Annotated in this window: 15 protein-coding genes; 9 read left to right on the forward strand and 6 right to left on the reverse strand. The window is 57.6% G+C overall.

Annotation, left to right across the window (positions count from 1 at the left end):
- Positions 1-318 precede the first annotated feature (318 nt).
- Positions 319-1,242, forward strand: a complete 924-nt coding sequence (locus R6W86_RS01015) for a lysophospholipid acyltransferase family protein (protein WP_410327538.1) — start codon at positions 319-321, stop codon at positions 1,240-1,242.
- Positions 1,243-1,653: 411 nt separating this feature from the next.
- Positions 1,654-2,958, forward strand: a complete 1,305-nt coding sequence (locus tag R6W86_RS01020; RefSeq protein WP_410327540.1) for a hypothetical protein — start codon at positions 1,654-1,656, stop codon at positions 2,956-2,958.
- 13 nt (positions 2,959-2,971) lie between these two features.
- Here the strand turns inward: R6W86_RS01020 and dsbG are convergent, their stop codons facing one another.
- The gene (dsbG, locus tag R6W86_RS01025; RefSeq protein ID WP_410327541.1) at positions 2,972-3,748 is read right to left on the reverse strand and encodes a thiol:disulfide interchange protein DsbG; all 777 of its coding nucleotides are present in this window, start codon (positions 3,746-3,748) and stop codon (positions 2,972-2,974) included.
- Positions 3,745-4,596, reverse strand: coding sequence for a prolipoprotein diacylglyceryl transferase family protein (locus R6W86_RS01030; RefSeq protein WP_410327542.1), 852 nt, complete (start codon positions 4,594-4,596; stop codon positions 3,745-3,747). The genes dsbG and R6W86_RS01030 overlap by 4 nt, the downstream gene beginning before the upstream one ends.
- 344 nt (positions 4,597-4,940) lie before the next feature.
- Here R6W86_RS01030 and R6W86_RS01035 point away from each other — a divergent pair, with 344 nt between their 5' ends.
- Positions 4,941-6,254: a DEAD/DEAH box helicase gene (locus tag R6W86_RS01035; RefSeq protein WP_410327543.1), complete on the forward strand. Its 1,314-nt coding sequence runs from the start codon at positions 4,941-4,943 to the stop codon at positions 6,252-6,254.
- A 268-nt stretch (positions 6,255-6,522) separates the two neighbouring features.
- On the opposite strand, the gene R6W86_RS01040 is transcribed toward R6W86_RS01035, so the two are convergent.
- The 3 genes from R6W86_RS01040 to R6W86_RS01050 all read right to left on the reverse strand — a co-directional run bounded on the left by R6W86_RS01040 (position 6,523) and on the right by R6W86_RS01050 (position 8,170).
- Positions 6,523-6,684: a hypothetical protein gene (locus R6W86_RS01040; protein ID WP_410327544.1), complete on the reverse strand. Its 162-nt coding sequence runs from the start codon at positions 6,682-6,684 to the stop codon at positions 6,523-6,525.
- Between the two features lie 121 nt (positions 6,685-6,805).
- Positions 6,806-7,540: an OmpW/AlkL family protein gene (locus tag R6W86_RS01045; RefSeq protein WP_410327545.1), complete on the reverse strand. Its 735-nt coding sequence runs from the start codon at positions 7,538-7,540 to the stop codon at positions 6,806-6,808.
- 159 nt (positions 7,541-7,699) lie between these two features.
- Positions 7,700-8,170: a winged helix-turn-helix transcriptional regulator gene (locus tag R6W86_RS01050; protein ID WP_410327546.1), complete on the reverse strand. Its 471-nt coding sequence runs from the start codon at positions 8,168-8,170 to the stop codon at positions 7,700-7,702.
- A gap of 90 nt (positions 8,171-8,260) precedes the next feature.
- Between R6W86_RS01050 and R6W86_RS01055 the strand changes: the two genes are divergently transcribed.
- The 3 genes from R6W86_RS01055 to R6W86_RS01065 all read left to right on the forward strand — a co-directional run bounded on the left by R6W86_RS01055 (position 8,261) and on the right by R6W86_RS01065 (position 10,970).
- Positions 8,261-9,373, forward strand: a complete 1,113-nt coding sequence (locus R6W86_RS01055) for an NADH:flavin oxidoreductase (RefSeq protein ID WP_410327547.1) — start codon at positions 8,261-8,263, stop codon at positions 9,371-9,373.
- 148 nt (positions 9,374-9,521) lie between these two features.
- On the forward strand, positions 9,522-9,833 hold the full coding sequence (bamE, locus tag R6W86_RS01060) for an outer membrane protein assembly factor BamE (protein ID WP_410327548.1): 312 nt from the start codon (positions 9,522-9,524) through the stop codon (positions 9,831-9,833).
- Positions 9,834-9,842: 9 nt separating this feature from the next.
- Positions 9,843-10,970: a patatin-like phospholipase family protein gene (locus R6W86_RS01065; RefSeq protein ID WP_410327549.1), complete on the forward strand. Its 1,128-nt coding sequence runs from the start codon at positions 9,843-9,845 to the stop codon at positions 10,968-10,970.
- A 12-nt stretch (positions 10,971-10,982) separates the two neighbouring features.
- On the opposite strand, the gene R6W86_RS01070 is transcribed toward R6W86_RS01065, so the two are convergent.
- Positions 10,983-11,621 (reverse strand): TetR family transcriptional regulator, encoded by a 639-nt coding sequence (locus R6W86_RS01070; RefSeq protein ID WP_410327550.1) that lies wholly within the window; start codon positions 11,619-11,621, stop codon positions 10,983-10,985.
- Between the two features lie 454 nt (positions 11,622-12,075).
- Between R6W86_RS01070 and R6W86_RS01075 the strand changes: the two genes are divergently transcribed.
- The 3 genes from R6W86_RS01075 (at position 12,076) to R6W86_RS01085 (ending at position 16,484) form a co-directional block, all read left to right on the forward strand.
- On the forward strand, positions 12,076-13,659 hold the full coding sequence (locus R6W86_RS01075) for a flavin-containing monooxygenase (protein ID WP_410327551.1): 1,584 nt from the start codon (positions 12,076-12,078) through the stop codon (positions 13,657-13,659).
- A 452-nt stretch (positions 13,660-14,111) separates the two neighbouring features.
- A complete protein-coding gene (locus tag R6W86_RS01080) occupies positions 14,112-15,878 on the forward strand; it encodes a phospholipase effector Tle1 domain-containing protein (RefSeq protein ID WP_410327552.1) in 1,767 nt (588 codons plus the stop codon).
- A 6-nt stretch (positions 15,879-15,884) separates the two neighbouring features.
- Entirely contained in the window at positions 15,885-16,484 is a 600-nt protein-coding gene (locus R6W86_RS01085) for a DUF2931 family protein (RefSeq protein ID WP_410327553.1), read from the forward strand.
- The last annotated feature ends 65 nt before the right edge of the window (positions 16,485-16,549 follow it).

Raw genomic sequence — 16,549 nt, forward strand, 5'->3', positions numbered from 1 at the left:
ACCGGGTTTCCGTGGCGATCCTGATAGTAGGTAGTGGAATCGTTCCGGGGGCGACCTTGAGGATGTCGGTTTCAGACGGTGGTTTGAGATTGGTGACTGTCTGCTGGATGGTGTTCCCGACGAATTCTACGTATAAACACGTATCTTTATTTAACCTTACTCTTGAGGCCCGGAATTGGATTGCTGTTTGCAATGTGCAAAATGTGAGTGCCTCAACTACCAAGCCAGCGAAGAATATGTCAGTCTACTCGGCTGATTTGCCGGCTTTATTCTCACTTTTTGATTGACCTGCCATTCCCACTTTAAAGAGACCGTTGTATGGCCTCCCGCGGAAGAAAAACTGCAAAACGCGCCCTTTGGCATCCCGCTTTCTGGGGATCCTGGGTTCTGGTATTTGTTCTCTGGTTGTTATCGTTTCTGCCAATGAGCACCAAGCAACACCTAGGTCGCTGGCTGGGGAGACTACTTTGCCGCAAACTGAAGTCCCGCGCGCGGGTCGCGGATGCCAATCTGGCGGCCTGCATGCCGGAGCTGGATGATGCCGCCCGCCGACAGCTCGTTGAGGATGCCTTTGTGGCGTCGGCCCGGGGAATTCTGGAAAGCGTGCACGCCTGGTGGCGTAATATGACGCCCTATTGTGAGAGTGCTTCGGTGTACGGAACGGAGCACCTTGAGGAAGCCAAAAAGCGCGGCAAGGGCGTGTTGCTGATCGGTGGTCATTACAGCATCTTTGATTTTGCTTTGCCATTGATCGCCTGCAAGCTCCAAAAGCCGGGCTACATGTACCGCCCAAACAACAATCCGGTGATTGACCGGATGATCGAGCGCGGTCGCCGTCGTCATTTCAACATCCGGCCTTTTACCAAACGTCAGCTGAGACCGTTGTTGTCTTTCCTCAAAGAGGGAGGGCAGGTATGGTTTGCCTGCGATCAGGATTTCGGCAAGAAGTCCGAGGTTTTTGTGCCCTTTTTCGGGGTCAGCGCCGCCTGTATCACGTCTCCAAGCTATATCGCCCGGGAATCCGGTGCCGCGGTTATCTGCGTCAGCCACCTTCGAATGCCTGATGGTAGTTATCGGGTGGTGTTCTCGCCGATTCAGGAAAATTTCGGAGAAAATCCGGTTAACGACGCAGAGCTATGGAACCGCTTTATTGAAACCACCGTTCGTGAGCAGCCGGATCAGTATCTTTGGCTACATAAGCGATTCAAGAGCCGGCCAGAGGGCGCTGCGACGATCTACTGAAGTTTTTCCTGACAGATTTCTGATGAAGGCTTATGCTCAGTTTGTTGAAAAACATGCTCGAGGATTCTATGCGCTAAGCTCTGCGATCATTACTGGTGGTGTCGGTTGTGCTTGTTAGTGCCTTCGCTCATGGTGCTGACGGGATGGTGATCGTCAGGAGCAGACACGATGTAAAAGCCACGGCAGAGATCAGGTCTGGCTCGGTTACAACGATCCTGCCTACCTGAAATCCGTCACGCCATTGAAGGTTGTGACGATGTGCTGGCGAAGGTGGAAAACGCGCTGGCAAATTTCGCCAAGGCAGCGACAAAGGAGCGCGCAGCTGGCCGGGAAAGATCCCCATAAATGCTGATAGCAGTATGTAAGTAGCTTCCTTAATATCGGGGCTTTGTTTTTTGAGGAAGCGTGCCCTTGCAATCGATTCGTTCCGTTCTTGCCTATCTCGCCCTGATTGCGGCGATGCTCTCGTTGTTTCCGGGGATGGCGTTTGTTGGCGCGGCTGCGGTGGGCCTGGCGGTCCTGCTGGGGTGGCGGGACATGCGCCGGGTGCCGCGAGTCGTGTTTTCCGTTGCTATTCTGGCCCTGGTGTTCGCGCTGGGCCGCGATCCGGGTCTGATTCTTGAGGCCGCAAACAATATGACCCGCCTGGCCGGATTGGTGCTGGCGGTGATGCTGCTCTCCAACGTACTGGGTCGCTCCGGCGACCTGCAACGGATTTCAGCCAGTCTCTTCGGTGGCAAGCCGCTGACCCGTTACCTGAGCCTGGCCTTTGGCACCTCCCTGGTTTCCATCCCGCTGAATTTTGGCTCGGTGGCCGTCATCGGCAGCCTGGTGGGTGAGCGTATCCGCCGCGGAGGCGACTCGGCCGCGACCCGCAACGCCACCCGGGCGGTGCTCCGGGGGTTCGGGGTATCGCCGGCCTTCTCACCACTGTCGATTTCGGTGGTGCTCACGCTCACTCTGTTGCCGGGACTTGGCAGTGTCCAGCTGCTGTCGCTCGCCATTCCTTTCTCGGTGGTACTGCTCCTGATCGGCCTGCTCTGGCGTGACCCGGAAACCGGCGAGGAACAAATTGCCCTGGAAGACAAGGCCGGGGTGGCAAGCTGGCTCCGTTTTGGTGGCCTGGTTCTGGCAATCTGCGTGGGGGTCTTTGTGCTCAGCCACCGGTTTGACCTCAGCTACGCCTACGCGGTGACCCTCTCTTGCCTGGGCGTCGTGCTGGGAGCCCGTCTGCTGGCCTGGAGTCGCCGACAGAATCCGCCCATGGCCAACATGGCAAACGTCAGTAACGAATTGGCCATTGTCGGCGGTTCGGCGTTTATCGGTTCGGTCATCAGTGGCGTGGTCCTCGGCCAGATCAGCGGTCATGCCGATCTGCCGGCCTGGAGCTGGCCCATCCTGGCCGCCTGCGTGCCCTGGGTCTATTTCCTCGCGGGCCTGGGCGGCGTAAATCCGATTGTGGTGGGCACCCTGGTAGGCGGCGTCCTGGGTTCCCTTTGGCCGGCAGAGGCCCTGATCGGCCTGGGCATCGGCATGGTGACCGGCTGGGGCATTACCGCCTTCGGGACACCCTTTGCCGCCAATGCCCTGATCATGGAGCGGCTGACCGGGTACCGGGCAGTGGATGCCTCGTTCCGCTGGAGCCTTACCCTGTCCCTGACCGGACTGACGCTTGCCAGCCTGACGGCCTGTATTCTGACCGCCTGGCTGGCCTGACCTCCTACAACACTCAGGGCTTAGGCCCCATCATGCGTTCGAGAGCCTGGGGATTCGGCAGGCCCTGCACCATCATCACCTTGCCATTATCGTCTTTGTACAGAGTGCTGGGCGTGGCGCGGAGACCCAGTTCCTGCATCAGGCGGTTATTGGCTTTGACTTCCATGTGGGCCGCGCTTACCAGCTCACGGTCAACCTCGATGCCGCCCTGCTCGTAGCTGGCCTGGTGATCGTGCAGCGCTGCTTCAGGATTCTCACTGCCGAGAATCGTGGCGGCTTTGGTCAGGCTGTCTTCTTTCAGAATTCCTACCAGGATATGGCGCAGCTGAACGTCGCCTGCGTCAATCCAGGGCTCGGCCTGCTGGCGGAACCGGTAGCAGTAGGGGCAGTTGGGATCGGTAAAAGTGTAGACGATGGTGTCTGCATCACTGGAACCATCCTGCACCCAGTTGCTGTCTTTCAGCTGCGGCCAGGCTTCTGCGAACTTCGGTCCCTCGATCAGTTCCTGGATGCTGGCAGCACTGAGGTTGTTCCCTTCCTCGTCCAGCAGGGTGCCAACGATCACGTGGTTGCCATCCGGTGTCAGGTAAAAGGCCAGCGACCGCCCCTGCATTTCGCCGACATAACCGGTCATGCCGCCCGGAGCTTCAAAGCTGTCCACAACCTTCACACCCTGTTGTTCCAGTGACTGGATGGCTGGTGGATAGTCCTGTGCCTGCACGGTAGCTGCGAAAAGGGCAGTGGAAATCAGGGCACACCTGATTAAGCGCGTGCGTGCGGAAGTGCTCATTGGGACGTTGACTCCTTGGATTGGGAGGATTTGAGAAAGCCAGGATCGAAGCGCTCAAGGTTCCGGGCCAGGCTGGCGCGTGACAGTTCGCCTATGTGGGTGTCCACCAGGTTGCCGTCGGCGTTGTAGAACAGGGTGGTGGGCAAGCCCTGGCTCCCGACTACCCGGCCGAAACTGCCCGGGCGGTCACTGAGTACATGGTCGAGCTGCAGGTTCTGTTGTTTCAGGAACTTGCGGATGGTTTCGGGATGCTCGCCCTGGTTGGCGAACACGAAGTTAATGCCGGGATAGCGCTGCTGGGCCTGTTCCAGCACTGGCATTTCGCGGATGCACGGGGGGCACCAGGTAGCCCAGAGATTCACCACAACAGGCTGGCCTCCGGAAATGTCGGCCAGGCCGACCGGCTGTTCGTTGAGATCGGTCAGCGCGACCTCGGGTAACCCCCGGGTCTGTTGGTTGATCAGGGCAATGGCACCGGTGGTGAAGCCCCAGGTGATCATGCCGGCGGCAACGGCGGAGCCCAGTGCCCGGCGAATGTTTGCGCGCCGCCACATCAGGTATCCGGCGAAGAGGAGCGCGACTATCAAGCCGGTAACCGGATCAAAACCGCCATCGCGGATATCGATCATGCCCAACCAGTCACCCTGGTAATGCTCGAAGTAACGGACCACGAAGCCAATCCGGGCGCTGATCATGGCAACCAAAAAAATATCCGCCAGGGAGCCGGATATCGGGGTTTTCTGCTTGCGACCACTGAGCGCACCCACGATCAGGGCCACAACAAAGGCCAGAACAAGAAGCAGGTGCCCGATGGACAGGCTGAAGGGACCAATGCCTACGCTGAGCATGGAATCTCCGGGATTTGGCGGATTTGTAGAATGATAGGGACACTAGTGACCAGAGACCCTCGTTGGAGTTCCCTCTTTTTCTGAAGATGAAAGCCTGCTAATGAAACCACTTATAGCTATTTCCCGGACCCTCTGTTACCGTGCCTGCATCCTGCCTCTAGGGATTCCGCACTATCACGGCCAACTGGCCGCTTTGCGAACCTCCATACGACCTGTCAGAGGACGTCCCGCCGTTAACGGCGCGTGACTGTAGTCGTCATTTTTCCATGAATCATCATGGCTTCTGCCCGCATTCGCCGATGGACGGTGTTCGTGGAGGCAGAATCACAAAGAGTTTAATCAATATGAGTTTTTCTTCTCTCGGTTTGTCCGAGCAGCTGGTCCGTGCCACTACCGACCAGGGCTATGAAACCCCGTCTCCCATCCAGCAGCAGGCCATTCCGGCAGTGCTGTCCGGAAAGGATGTGATGGCTGCCGCCCAGACCGGTACCGGCAAGACCGCCGGTTTTACCCTGCCGCTGTTGCAGCGCCTCGCGGCTAATCCGCGCTCCGGAAAGGGGCCCCGTGCCCTGATCCTGGCGCCGACCCGCGAGCTGGCGGCCCAGGTTCACGACAGCGTGGCCCTGTACAGCAAGTACATGCCCACCAAATCCGCCGTGGTTTTCGGCGGCGTCAAAATCAATCCGCAAATGATGAAGCTGCGCAAGGGTCTGGACGTGCTGGTGGCAACACCTGGGCGGCTGATGGACCTGTACCAGCAGAATGCGGTGCGCTTCAACGAAGTGGAAATCCTGGTGCTGGACGAAGCCGACCGCATGCTGGACATGGGCTTCATTCGCGACATTCGCAAGATCCTGGCGCTGTTGCCGGCCAAGCGGCAGAACCTGCTGTTCTCCGCCACCTTTTCCAACGAGATCCGTAGCCTGGCCCAAGGCCTGCTGAACGATCCGGTACAGGTGGAAGTGGCAGCCCGGAACACCACCGCCGAAAAGGTTAAGCAGTCGGTCTATCCGGTAGACCAGAGCCAGAAGACCGCCTTGCTGAGCAAGCTCGTGCGGGACAACGCCTGGGAACAGGTGCTGGTGTTTACCCGTACCAAGCATGGTGCCAACCGCCTGACCAAGAAACTGGAGCAGGACGGGATCACCGCCGCTGCCATCCACGGCAACAAGTCCCAGGGTGCCCGCACCCGTGCCTTGTCCGAGTTCAAGCAGGGAGACATCCGGGTACTGGTCGCCACCGATATCGCGGCCCGTGGCCTCGACATCAAACAGCTGCCCCAGGTGGTCAACTTTGAATTGCCGAACGTACCGGAAGACTACGTGCACCGGATTGGCCGAACCGGCCGCGCCGGCGAGAGCGGCCATGCGTTGTCCCTGGTCAGTGCCGATGAAGGCAAACTGCTGGCGGGCATCGAGAAGCTGATCAAGAAACAGCTGCCGCGCAAGGAAGTGGAAGGCTTCGAGCCCAGGAACAACCTGCCCCTGAAGCCCAAGGCCAAGGCCGATCCGGCCAAAGCCCGCAGCCGTAACGTGCGCGGTGGTGCCAATGGCAAGCCCGCCGGCAATGGGCGCGGCTTTGGCGGCCGCCCTGGTGAGAGCCGGAGCCGCGATGGCGGTGGCCAGCGGGGCCGGTCGGCGCAACGCCAGAGCGCCTGAGTCGCCCGATAGGTCCTTTCAAAGCGGAGCATTTGCTCCGCTTTGTTGTTTCTGGCGCCTGACTCTGCTTCAGGCGTTTGCCCTTGTGCTCTGGTACCCGGTACTGGAGGAGTTGCTGTTCCGGGGGGGGGGCCTCCAGGGCTTTTTCATCACAGCCGCGTTTGGTCAACGGACACTGATGGGCGTGTCATTAAGCAATTTGCTGACGGCCATTCTCAGCCCTGTGATCCCGCATTCCGCCTATAACGCCTGCCTGATACCCGGTTGGTTACTTTTCTCTTTCTGAATTTTTCTTATCGGTGACAGCACTGGCGAAGACGGCAATATTGTTTCTGACGAAGATATTGTTCTGCAATCTCTGACAGAGCAGGTCGAACACCGGGAACAGACGGGCGTTTTCCTGGCGGCGGCTGATTGCAGTCAGTGCCATACGGCGAGCCAACCGGGCGATGAGCCGGTTCCAGGCACAAAAAAGCGGGGCAAGAGCCCCGCACAGGAGAACGCACCTCCCGGCAACCCACAGACCACGAGGATGCCGGAGGGCACGGGGATCAGAATTGGTAGGAAATGCCTACCATGTAGACCCATGGGTCGATTTCAACATCCAGAGTGCTGCTATCAACGCGGGAGCCATCAGCGGCATAGGCATTGATGGTGGCATCGGTATCAATATCCGCCCACCAGATAGCGGCGTTAAGGCCAAGGTTTTCGGTGATCATGTAGTCCATGCCGATTTCAGCGGCAAGGCCAAAGCTGTCATCCAATTCCAGGTCAGTGCTGGCTACGACTCCGCCTGTGCCACCGGTTGCAACGCTGTCATAGACGCCGGTGAGAGTGCTGGTGGTTTTCTCTTCGAAGAAGTTGGTGTAGTTCACACCTACACCGGCGTATGGCTGGAACTTGCTGCTACTGGGCATCGGAAAGAACTGCAGTGTGATGGTCGGGGGCAGGTGCTTGGTTTCTCCAAGCTTGCCGGTACCACCCAAAATGGAACCGTCACCTTCAATATCATGCTTGAATGGAGTTGCGCCCAGTACGCCGACAGCAATCTGGGCGGTAAGCATGTAGGACACGGTCAGACCGAGCTGAGTGTCGGAGTCAACGCTGACCTGGGCACCGGGGAGAACACCAAGAGCGTTGGAGTTAAGATTGCTGCTGGAAGAGTCAGGGTCAACAGTCACGACACCAACACGACCAATAAAATCACCAGCCTCATAAGCGTGTACCATAGGAGCCGCAGCCATAACCACAGCCCCCAGAACACCAAGTTTGAAAGAACGGGACATAAACCATCTCCTTTATGCAAATCGTCGATGGCTTCAGGTTAATGACAGCGGAAAGGTGAAACTTGACGTAGCGCAAGAACCGCCGATGGCGGGTAATGCCTCGAGTGGCGAATTGATCTACCTCAAGAATACGAGTGCGCTTACGGGCACTGCGGATGGTCAGGCCGAGTTCTTTCTGCTGGTGGGCAGGTGCTCTTCCGGTACGAACACGTCCCGGATGCTCAGTGGCTGGCCGTCAGCATCCCGAACCTGAACCTCCTGGATAGGCCGGCCGGTGGCGCGGTCGCGCAGGTCCAGCAGACCCTGATCCGGCGCCGGATTCCACTTGTCACCCCACTGGCGCAGGGCGATCACCACCGGGAACAGGTCCCGGCCCTTTTCGGTGAGCCGGTATTCGAAGCGGGAGCCATGTTCGCCTACGTCCACCTTGCGCAGCACCCCGTTCTCAACGAGGCGGGCGAGGCGATCACAGAGAATGTTCTTGGCGATGCCCAGCTCCTGCTGGAAGTCGACGAAACGGCGGGTACCGTACATCGCCTGCAGCACAATCAGCAGGGACCACCAGTCACCCACTTCATTGAGGGCGCGGGCGACGGAGCACTGGGAATCATCAAAACGTTTTCTGGCCATGTATGGGAGTGTACCGAATAGGGTTGCATCTTAAAACCAGATTGAATAGGGTTGCTTAACGAAACCAAATTAATAAGGTTGCACATTACCATGAGCATGAACCTGGGTCCTTTGTTTGAACCGTTTGAAATCCACAACCTCAAGCTGCGCAACCGCGTGGCCATGGCCCCGATGACCCGTAACTTCTCGCCCAAGGGCGTGCCTGGTGAAGACGTGGTTGCCTATTACCGCCGCCGGGCCGAGGCCGGCGTTGGTCTGATCATTACCGAAGGCACCACCGTCAACCATCCGGCGGCGAACGGCTACCCCAACGTGCCGGCGTTCCATGGGGAGGAAGCTCTGGCAGGCTGGAAGCAGGTGGCGGATGCAGTCCATGAGGCCGGCGGCGCCATTTTCCCACAGCTGTGGCACGTGGGTGCCGTACGTAAGGAAGGTACCGATCCGGATCCCTCCGTTCCCGGATTCAGTCCCTCCGGCCTGTTCGCACCGGGCAAGCCCAACGGCAAGGCCATGACCAAGGAAGACATCCAGGATGTCATTCAGGCTTTTGGCGATGCCGCCCAGGATGCCAAAGCACTGGGTTTTGACGGCGTTGAGATCCATGGTGCTCACGGCTACCTGCTGGACCAGTTCCTGTGGGAAGGCACCAACCAGCGGGACGACGAGTACGGTGGCAGCCTGGAAAATCGTCTGCGGTTTGTGGTGGAAATCGTCGAGGAAGTCCGCCACCGCGTCGGTCCGGACTTCCCCATTATGCTGCGTTTTTCCCAGTGGAAGCAGCAGGATTACGAAGCCAGGCTGGTTAACAGCCCTGAAGAACTGGAGCGCTTCCTCAAGCCCTTGGTGGAAGCCGGTGTGGACATCTTCCACGCGTCCACCCGTCGGTTCTGGGAACCGGAGTTTGAAGGTTCCAACCTGAACCTGGCCGGCTGGACCCAGAAGCTGTCCGGCAAGCCCACCATGTCCGTTGGCAGCGTCGGCCTCACCGAAGACTTCATCAGCGGTACCTTCGCAAGCAAGAAAGAAGCGGTGGAGAAAGCCGGCATCGACGAGCTGGTAGAGCGCATGAACAACCACGAGTTCGAGCTGATCGCCGTCGGCCGGGCCCTGCTGCAGGACCCGGAATGGCTGGTCAAGGTGAAGGAAGGCCGCCTCGAGGAAGTGGAATCCTTCGCCAGGAAGTCCCTCGCCAAGCTTTACTGATCGACCCTTCGATCCCACTGTGCCGCGGCGCCGAAAGGTCTGCGGCTTTTTTTTGTGGTTGCGCGGCGGAATCTATCAGCGCCGTAATCGCATCTGGCCACAGAGCAGCTAAGATGAAGGAAACTCACGAAAAACAGGGAGCCCTCTGATGCCGGCTTTGAAATCCTTCAAGATGCTTTTGATCGCCTTTGTGATTGCGACTCTCGCCGGTTGCGCCACCGTCGGCCACGATTTCCCGACCCATAACGTCGACCAGATCCGGATTGGTGAAACTACCCGGTCGGACATTCAGGAGCTGTTCGGTGAACCCTGGCGAACGGGTGTCGAAGACGGCAAACGCACTTGGACCTACGGCAAATACCGTTGGTCTGCGTTCGGCGAGGCCGAGACCACGGACCTGGTGGTGCGCTTTAACGACGATGGCACGGTTTCCTCGTACGTCTTCAACACTACGGAATAAAATCCTCTAATGGCAGTGACAGGCGTCGTACTGACCGGAGGTGGTGCCCGTGCGGCCTACCAGGTGGGGGTGTTGCGGGCCATTGCTGACATGTACCCGGACTGGGAACACCCCTTCCAGGTGATCGTCGGAACCTCTGCCGGTGCTATCAATGCCATGGCCATCGCCGGCAGCCGTGGTTTGTTCCGCCACAATATCGACCACCTGGAAAAGGTCTGGTCCGGGCTGACCATGGATAAGGTCTTCCGTGCCGATCCCATCAGCATGGTGCGCAATGTGACCAGCATTGCGAGACGAGTCCTGCTGCGACCGTCCCAGGGTGGTCCGGTGTCATTTCTGGACAGTCGACCCTTGCGCAGGCTTTTGGAAAAGGAACTGGATTTCGACCGGGTGCGGGAAACACTCGCAGCCGGCCATATCGACGCGGTGGGTCTGAATGCCTGCGGTTATGCGTCGGGCCGCAACATCTGCTTCTTCGAGGGCAGGGCAACACTGGAAGCCTGGAGCCAGGGCCAACGCGCGGGAAAACCGACGGAACTGACAGTCGACCATGTGATGGCCTCGTCCGCGATACCTACCCTGTTTCCTCCGGTTGCCATGGATTCGGAGTACTTCGGCGATGGTGTCACCCGCCAGATGGCCCACATCAGCCCGGCACTGCGACTGGGTGCCGGGAAAGTACTGGTGATTGGTGTCAGCGCCAACGCCATGTGCCCGCCCAAGCCGCGCAAGCAAACATCCACGCCTGCCATCAGCCAGGTGCTGGCCCAGGTGTTCAACGGCATGTTCCTCGATACCCTGGAGTACGACATCGAACACGCCCGCACCATCAATCGCCTTCTGGAGCTGATTCCTGAGGATCGACGTCGGGAAGCCAATCTGGACCTGTATCCTGTGGAGATCCTGGAGATTTCCCCGTCCGAGCCGATCGACGAACTCGCCGCGTCCCACATGGCTGCTTTACCGCCCCTGGTCAGGGCGCTCACCGGAGAAGCGGAATCCGTGGCCAACGGCGGTGCTAACCTTGCCAGCTACCTGCTCTTCGAAAGCCGGTTTTGTCGTGAACTGATCGAGTTGGGTTACCGGGACGGCCAGGCCCACGCTAACCAGGTGCAAAGGTTCTTCCAGCCGGACTGATGGCTCCGCAACTCAGACAGTGCTCCTGACGACGGACTCCAGCTCCTGTTGAGGCAGGTGTTCAACCATCGCTCCCCGGAATTGACGGGTGATAAACCGTTCGGTCTCCAGCTGAATTCGCGTTCTCTGATCGGGCTTCTCCAGGTAGTCCATGGCACGGAACAGGATGTAGCGAATCGTCATGTGGGCGATTTCGTGAATGGTCTCGTGGGAAACTCCGGTAACCAGGTCCCGGTCGATGATGTCCTCGGCCATCTCCCGGGCACTGGCATCCAGCTGGGCTTGGAGTGCGGTTCTGAGCACCTGTGAAGGGCCATGCAGCTCCCGGACTGCGACGGTGGTGCCCGCCGGGTTGGACAGGAAGTAGTGGTATACGAACGCAACGGTGTCATGGGAGGCCTGTTCGGACGAATCCGCCATCTGCCGAAGCTGCCGGACCCCGGCCTTCATGTCTTCGGCAATATAACCGAGAACCTGCAGCCCGAATTCATCCAGGTTTTTGAAGTGCCGGTAAAAGGTGTTCGGGTTCAGCCCCGCCTCGCGGGCGAGTTCGCGCAGGCCCAGAGACGTGAGACTTCTTGTTTCGGTAATCAACCTGAGTGCGGCCTGGATCAGTTTCAGCTTTCCGCCGGTTACGGTTAATGCATTCATGTGTTCCTCAAATTCGGTGTAAGGAACGGTTGGGCAGGGCTTCCGAAAACCGCTGCGAGTACGTCCATGTACGCTTGCTTTCCGCCATCCATGGCTCCAAGCATTTTCGGAAGCCCTGCCCAACCGTTCCTGATAATTGGGAGCATGCCACCCAAAGCTCTGGGGTCAATTGGGGGAAGGCTTTCCAAAACTGTGCGGAGCCATGGATGGCGGAGCTCAAGCGTCACAGGGACGTGCCGAAGGAGCGGGTTTTGGAAAGCCTTCCCCCAATTGACCTCCCCCGAGCTAGCGCTTTGATCGGGACAGTTACCTGTCAGTCGAGGCCATTTCTCCATTGTTTCGACTTTTGAAGTATACGACTGTCTACTTCACTGTGTATACATGTGTCTACCAATCATGATGACCAAACGATCAAAAGCAGACAAGGCCGCAAAGGCCAACCAGGAGAGCAGCAATGACAAGAAACACACAGATCGCCATCATCGGTACCGGCTTCTCCGGCCTCGGTATGGCCATCAAACTCAAGGAAGCCGGATTTCACGATTTCGTGATCCTCGAACAGAGCGACGACATCGGCGGCACCTGGCACGAGAACCACTACCCGGGCTGCGCCTGTGACGTCCAGTCAGCGTTGTACTCCTTCTCTTTTGAACAGAACCCCGACTGGAGCCGGATGTTTGCGACCCAGCCGGAGATCAAGGCCTACCTCAAACGCTGCGCCGAAAAATACGGGCTGGTGGAGCACATCCAGCTCAATACCCACGTCGCTGGTGCCCATTGGGACGAAAAAACCGGAACCTGGACCATCGAAACCTGCGACAGCCCCACGCTCTGGTCCTACATGCAGCAGAAAGGTCTGAAGCCGGGGGATGAACTGGACAGGAACGACAAGGACCTTCCCTGGTTCAGCAAACTGAACGCAGACATCCTGGTGTCCGGCATGGGTGGGCTCAGCACTTCGTCCTACCCCGACATCAAGGGCATTGAGACCTTTACCGGCACCAGCTTCCACTCCCAGGACTGGGATCATGGCTATGATCTTCGGGGCAAGCGCGTGGCGGTCATCGGTACCGGTGCTTCTGCGATTCAGTTTGTACCCGAAGTCGCCAAAGAAGCCGCGAGGCTGGATCTTTACCAGCGCACACCGCCCTGGATCATGCCCAAGCCCGACCGGGAGATTCGTCCGCTTGAGAAAATGATGTTCCGAAAGTTTCCGCAAACCCTGAACGCCTTCCGCCAGAGCATCTACTGGATGCTGGAGGGCCGGGTGCTGGGCTTTGTGGGCAACCCCCGAATCCTGAAACTCGGTGAGCTGCAGGCGCGCCGGCACATTCGCAATCAGATCAGGGACAAGGAACTGCGTAAGAAAGTCACCCCGGATTTCCACTTCGGCTGCAAGCGGGTTCTGATCTCCAACAACTATTACCCGGCCCTGGACCAGGACCATGTGAACGTGCTGACCGACGGCATCCGGGAAGTGAAAGGCAACGTGATTGTGGATAAAGCCGGCACCGAGCGCTCCGTGGACTGCATCATCTACGGCACCGGCTTCAAGGCCCAGGAGCCGATCCCCAGGGGCATGATCTTCGGCCGTGGCGGCCAGGACCTGCTTGATGCCTGGCGGGACGGCGCCGAGGCCTACAAGGGCACCACCGTGGCCGGCTTCCCCAACTTCTTCATGCTTATGGGCCCTAACACGGGCCTGGGCCACAGTTCCATGGTGTACATGATCGAGTCCCAGGTGCAGTACGTGCTGGATGCCGTCCGGAAGATGCAACACCGGGGCTGGAAGAGCGTGGAGGTAAAGGATGAAGCCTTCAGCGGGTACAACGCCTCGATTCACGCCAAACTCGGCGATTCGGTCTGGCAGACCGGCTGCAAGAGCTGGTACGTGAACGAGAATGGCAAGAACACCACCCTCTGGCCGGGCTTCACCTGGCAGTTCCGTCAGCAGACAAAGCGGTTTGATGCCGAGCAGTATGTCTGCGAGGAAGCGGCGGGAATGCAGGCCTACAGCGAGCCGGCGATGGCTGGCTGACCGCTTAGCAGGTCGGGATGAATTCTTTCTACCCAAATTGGGCAAAAATATGCCCAATCTGGGTAGGTTTGAATTGGGAGCCTGTCCCTTGTGTCGTGCTGGCAAATTGAGTAGTTTCTCCTGTCCCGGCGAACCACGGATCCGGCTCGCCATCTTCAGGTGCCCGACAGGGAATCGGGCATTCAGGAACAACAGGGAACGTTATGCACATCAAACCCTTCTATCGCCTCCGCCCGGCGGACTTGCCGTTGGTCGAAAGCCCGTTTCTGGCTTCGCAAACCCTTCGCCGGATACTGTCTGAACCGCTTGCGGGGCATTCCTCACTGATACTCAATGATATCCCGGGCGTCCTGCCAGGCACCCCGCGCGAAGTTGTCCACCAGTACCTGATCTCCCGCGTTGCCACAGGCGAACTTTGTCTCGTTCATACCGGCATCGGCTCGGATCGTCCGATGAGCCCGGTGGTATCCTGGCGGCCGGATTTAGGTGATGGCAACTCGGGAGCCTGGCACTGCGAGAGCGGCGCGCGCCAAATTATTGGCCTCGAGCATTCCGTGGCGGAGCTGAACCGTAAGGGACTGACACCTGCAGACCTGCGTCATGCTGAGGGGATCGGTTTCCGGAATTATCAGGGAAGTCCGGCGGAGTCCGAGTTCAATGGAGGCCCGCAGCAGGAAAATGCTGATCATCGGCTGACGCTACCGCTGGGCGCATCGGCCAGTGTCCTGCCACTTGTGACCGAGACAAAAAGTCCGGCATCCAAAGACGAACCGGAAGGCGTGCATCTGGTAGCGGGATTATTCACCGATGGCACGCTGAATAACGTCGACAACATTGAGATCTTCAGAAAGCGGCTGATGGCCGAGTGCATGGAGCCGATCAAGGCTGATCCTTCCCGTCTGGAAGAGTGCCGGAATCGACTCGCGATGCGGATGGGGGAGAGCTATGCCAATGGGCCTACCAATGTTGTGAAGTTGTTTGATTTGTATGAGGAAGCAGATTTCAAAGATAGGTCACAGAGGAGGGTAACGGTTAAGGCTTATGAGCCGGGCGCCGGCACAAAAAGCGGTGACGAGGATTCAATGATTGGTGCAGCAACAGGCCTTGGTGAAACCGGTGTGATTGAACAGGTGAGGAGACTGTTCAAAGAGGCCGCACGGAGGATATTGGATACCACGGAGGGGGCAAAGATACAGACACTGACCGTGGATCTGTTCGGTTTCAGTCGAGGTGCCGCTGCCGCTCGGCATGCGACCAATGAAATCCTGAAGGGAGAAGAGGGCGAGATGGGTATAGCTCTGACCGATGAGGGCATCGGCTGGCCCCGTGAAGTAAGGATTCGCTTCCTGGGGCTTTTCGACACAGTTGCGGGCATCTTCAATCCCTCAAGTTTGGATTTATCGGCTGGTAATGACCGGAATAGCCCGGTTGAGCTTTATCTGGACCCGAAAAGCGTTGGGCATGTAGTTCATCTGGTTGCCAGAGATGAGAAACGCGCAAACTTCGCATTGAACAGTGTTAAATCTACAACTGACAGCTTGCCGAATAACTTCCGTGAAATTGTGTTGCCGGGAGCTCACTCGGACATTGGTGGCGGATATCCACATATTCAAACCGAGGATTTGCTCTTGTATCCGATGTTGAGTGTGAGGGGAAGCGCGACCCGGTGGCCCCAGAAAACGATGGAGTGGGACAATCTTAAGAAACTACACACTGAGATAAAGGCGGAATCTTGGGTGGGGCGGTTTAGCTTGCCTCTGCTTGACGGAAATATGGCGACCCTGAGAATTGAACAACAACGCGATGACCATCCCTTGCCCGATGGGCGAGTAGATCTTTCGTTAAGGATGAGTCGTCGTGTCAGAGGTGAATATTCGCGTATTGGCCTCCGAGTAATGCATGTGGTGGCGTTGGAGCGTGGAGTGCCATTTAAAAAGATTCCCGATCGGGATGATATGAATCTTCCATCTGAGCTTGAGGAGATCGCCAATAGCATGATTTGTGATGCAGTGGCTGGAGAGAACAACCTTGGCTTGGGTGGTGAGCATGAACAATTCCTTCGCCAGCGCTACCTTCATCATTCAGATCATTACAATCCAATTGACTGGCTCATTGCAGACGAGGTCCTGACCACGGAGATTCCGTTCGATAATTTGATACATCCTTTGCGGGCGACTTTTTCCAGGCAACGAACTGTGCACTTCAATGTAGGGCTGTAATAGAAAATGCAAATCCATCGGTCAATTGTTGTAGTTATTTCATTCCTGTTGTCAGCTTGCAGCACTTTTTCGGGAGAAAAAGGCGACATAGATTGGCGTTTTCAGCTTGCTACACCGAAGCATTACGATATCTGGGTTGAGCATTTGGAATTTGAGTTATCCGGAGTCAGGCATTGGTGGCATCCGGCAGGTTCCATGAGTTGTTGTTGGAAAGGGCCCAACGGTCCTCGTGGAGTTGCTGGAAGGATGGAGCCTTTTCCCAACTTTGTGGCAATACAATGGTTTTCTTTTGCGGAGCAGAAATTCTATCAGCGCCTAATTGAAATCCCTTCGGATTGGAAAGATGAGATGAAGGGATTAGCGCCAATGGTTACTCAGGTCGATGTTCGCATGAGACCAAGGGACACCCTGACTTTTGGCCTGGCCCCAGGAGGCGAGATAGTAGTTTGGATGATGAATCAGCCAGGAAATGAGATAGAACTTGCCCGCTTCCAGGCCAATGAGATGGATAGAGATCCGGACATTTATCGTGCTAATACGCTCGAATATCTTGAAGAAAATGGCGAGTATCTTGAGAAGCACGGAATACCATTGACGGGCTGGTAACGCAGAAACTGATACTGATTAAGTGTTGCCCGCTAGAGCTTCGACGACACCCTCATATTCGGCAA

Origin of the sequence: Marinobacter sp. (assembly GCF_046484525.1) — a bacterium.
In the GTDB taxonomy this organism is placed as follows: domain Bacteria; phylum Pseudomonadota; class Gammaproteobacteria; order Pseudomonadales; family Oleiphilaceae; genus Marinobacter.

Bases quoted from the DNA above. Each gene is read 5' to 3' on its own strand.
- R6W86_RS01015 (WP_410327538.1), top strand. From the start codon at position 319: ATGGCCTCCCGCGGAAGAAAAACTGCAAAACGCGCCCTTTGGCATCCC.
- dsbG (WP_410327541.1), bottom strand. From the start codon at position 3,748: ATGAGCACTTCCGCACGCACGCGCTTAATCAGGTGTGCCCTGATTTCC.
- R6W86_RS01030 (WP_410327542.1), bottom strand. From the start codon at position 4,596: ATGCTCAGCGTAGGCATTGGTCCCTTCAGCCTGTCCATCGGGCACCTG.
- R6W86_RS01035 (WP_410327543.1), top strand. From the start codon at position 4,941: ATGAGTTTTTCTTCTCTCGGTTTGTCCGAGCAGCTGGTCCGTGCCACT.
- R6W86_RS01040 (WP_410327544.1), bottom strand. From the start codon at position 6,684: ATGGCACTGACTGCAATCAGCCGCCGCCAGGAAAACGCCCGTCTGTTC.
- R6W86_RS01045 (WP_410327545.1), bottom strand. From the start codon at position 7,540: ATGTCCCGTTCTTTCAAACTTGGTGTTCTGGGGGCTGTGGTTATGGCT.
- R6W86_RS01050 (WP_410327546.1), bottom strand. From the start codon at position 8,170: ATGGCCAGAAAACGTTTTGATGATTCCCAGTGCTCCGTCGCCCGCGCC.
- R6W86_RS01055 (WP_410327547.1), top strand. From the start codon at position 8,261: ATGAGCATGAACCTGGGTCCTTTGTTTGAACCGTTTGAAATCCACAAC.
- bamE (WP_410327548.1), top strand. From the start codon at position 9,522: ATGCCGGCTTTGAAATCCTTCAAGATGCTTTTGATCGCCTTTGTGATT.
- R6W86_RS01065 (WP_410327549.1), top strand. From the start codon at position 9,843: ATGGCAGTGACAGGCGTCGTACTGACCGGAGGTGGTGCCCGTGCGGCC.
- R6W86_RS01070 (WP_410327550.1), bottom strand. From the start codon at position 11,621: ATGAATGCATTAACCGTAACCGGCGGAAAGCTGAAACTGATCCAGGCC.
- R6W86_RS01075 (WP_410327551.1), top strand. From the start codon at position 12,076: ATGACAAGAAACACACAGATCGCCATCATCGGTACCGGCTTCTCCGGC.
- R6W86_RS01080 (WP_410327552.1), top strand. From the start codon at position 14,112: ATGAGCCCGGTGGTATCCTGGCGGCCGGATTTAGGTGATGGCAACTCG.
- R6W86_RS01085 (WP_410327553.1), top strand. From the start codon at position 15,885: ATGCAAATCCATCGGTCAATTGTTGTAGTTATTTCATTCCTGTTGTCA.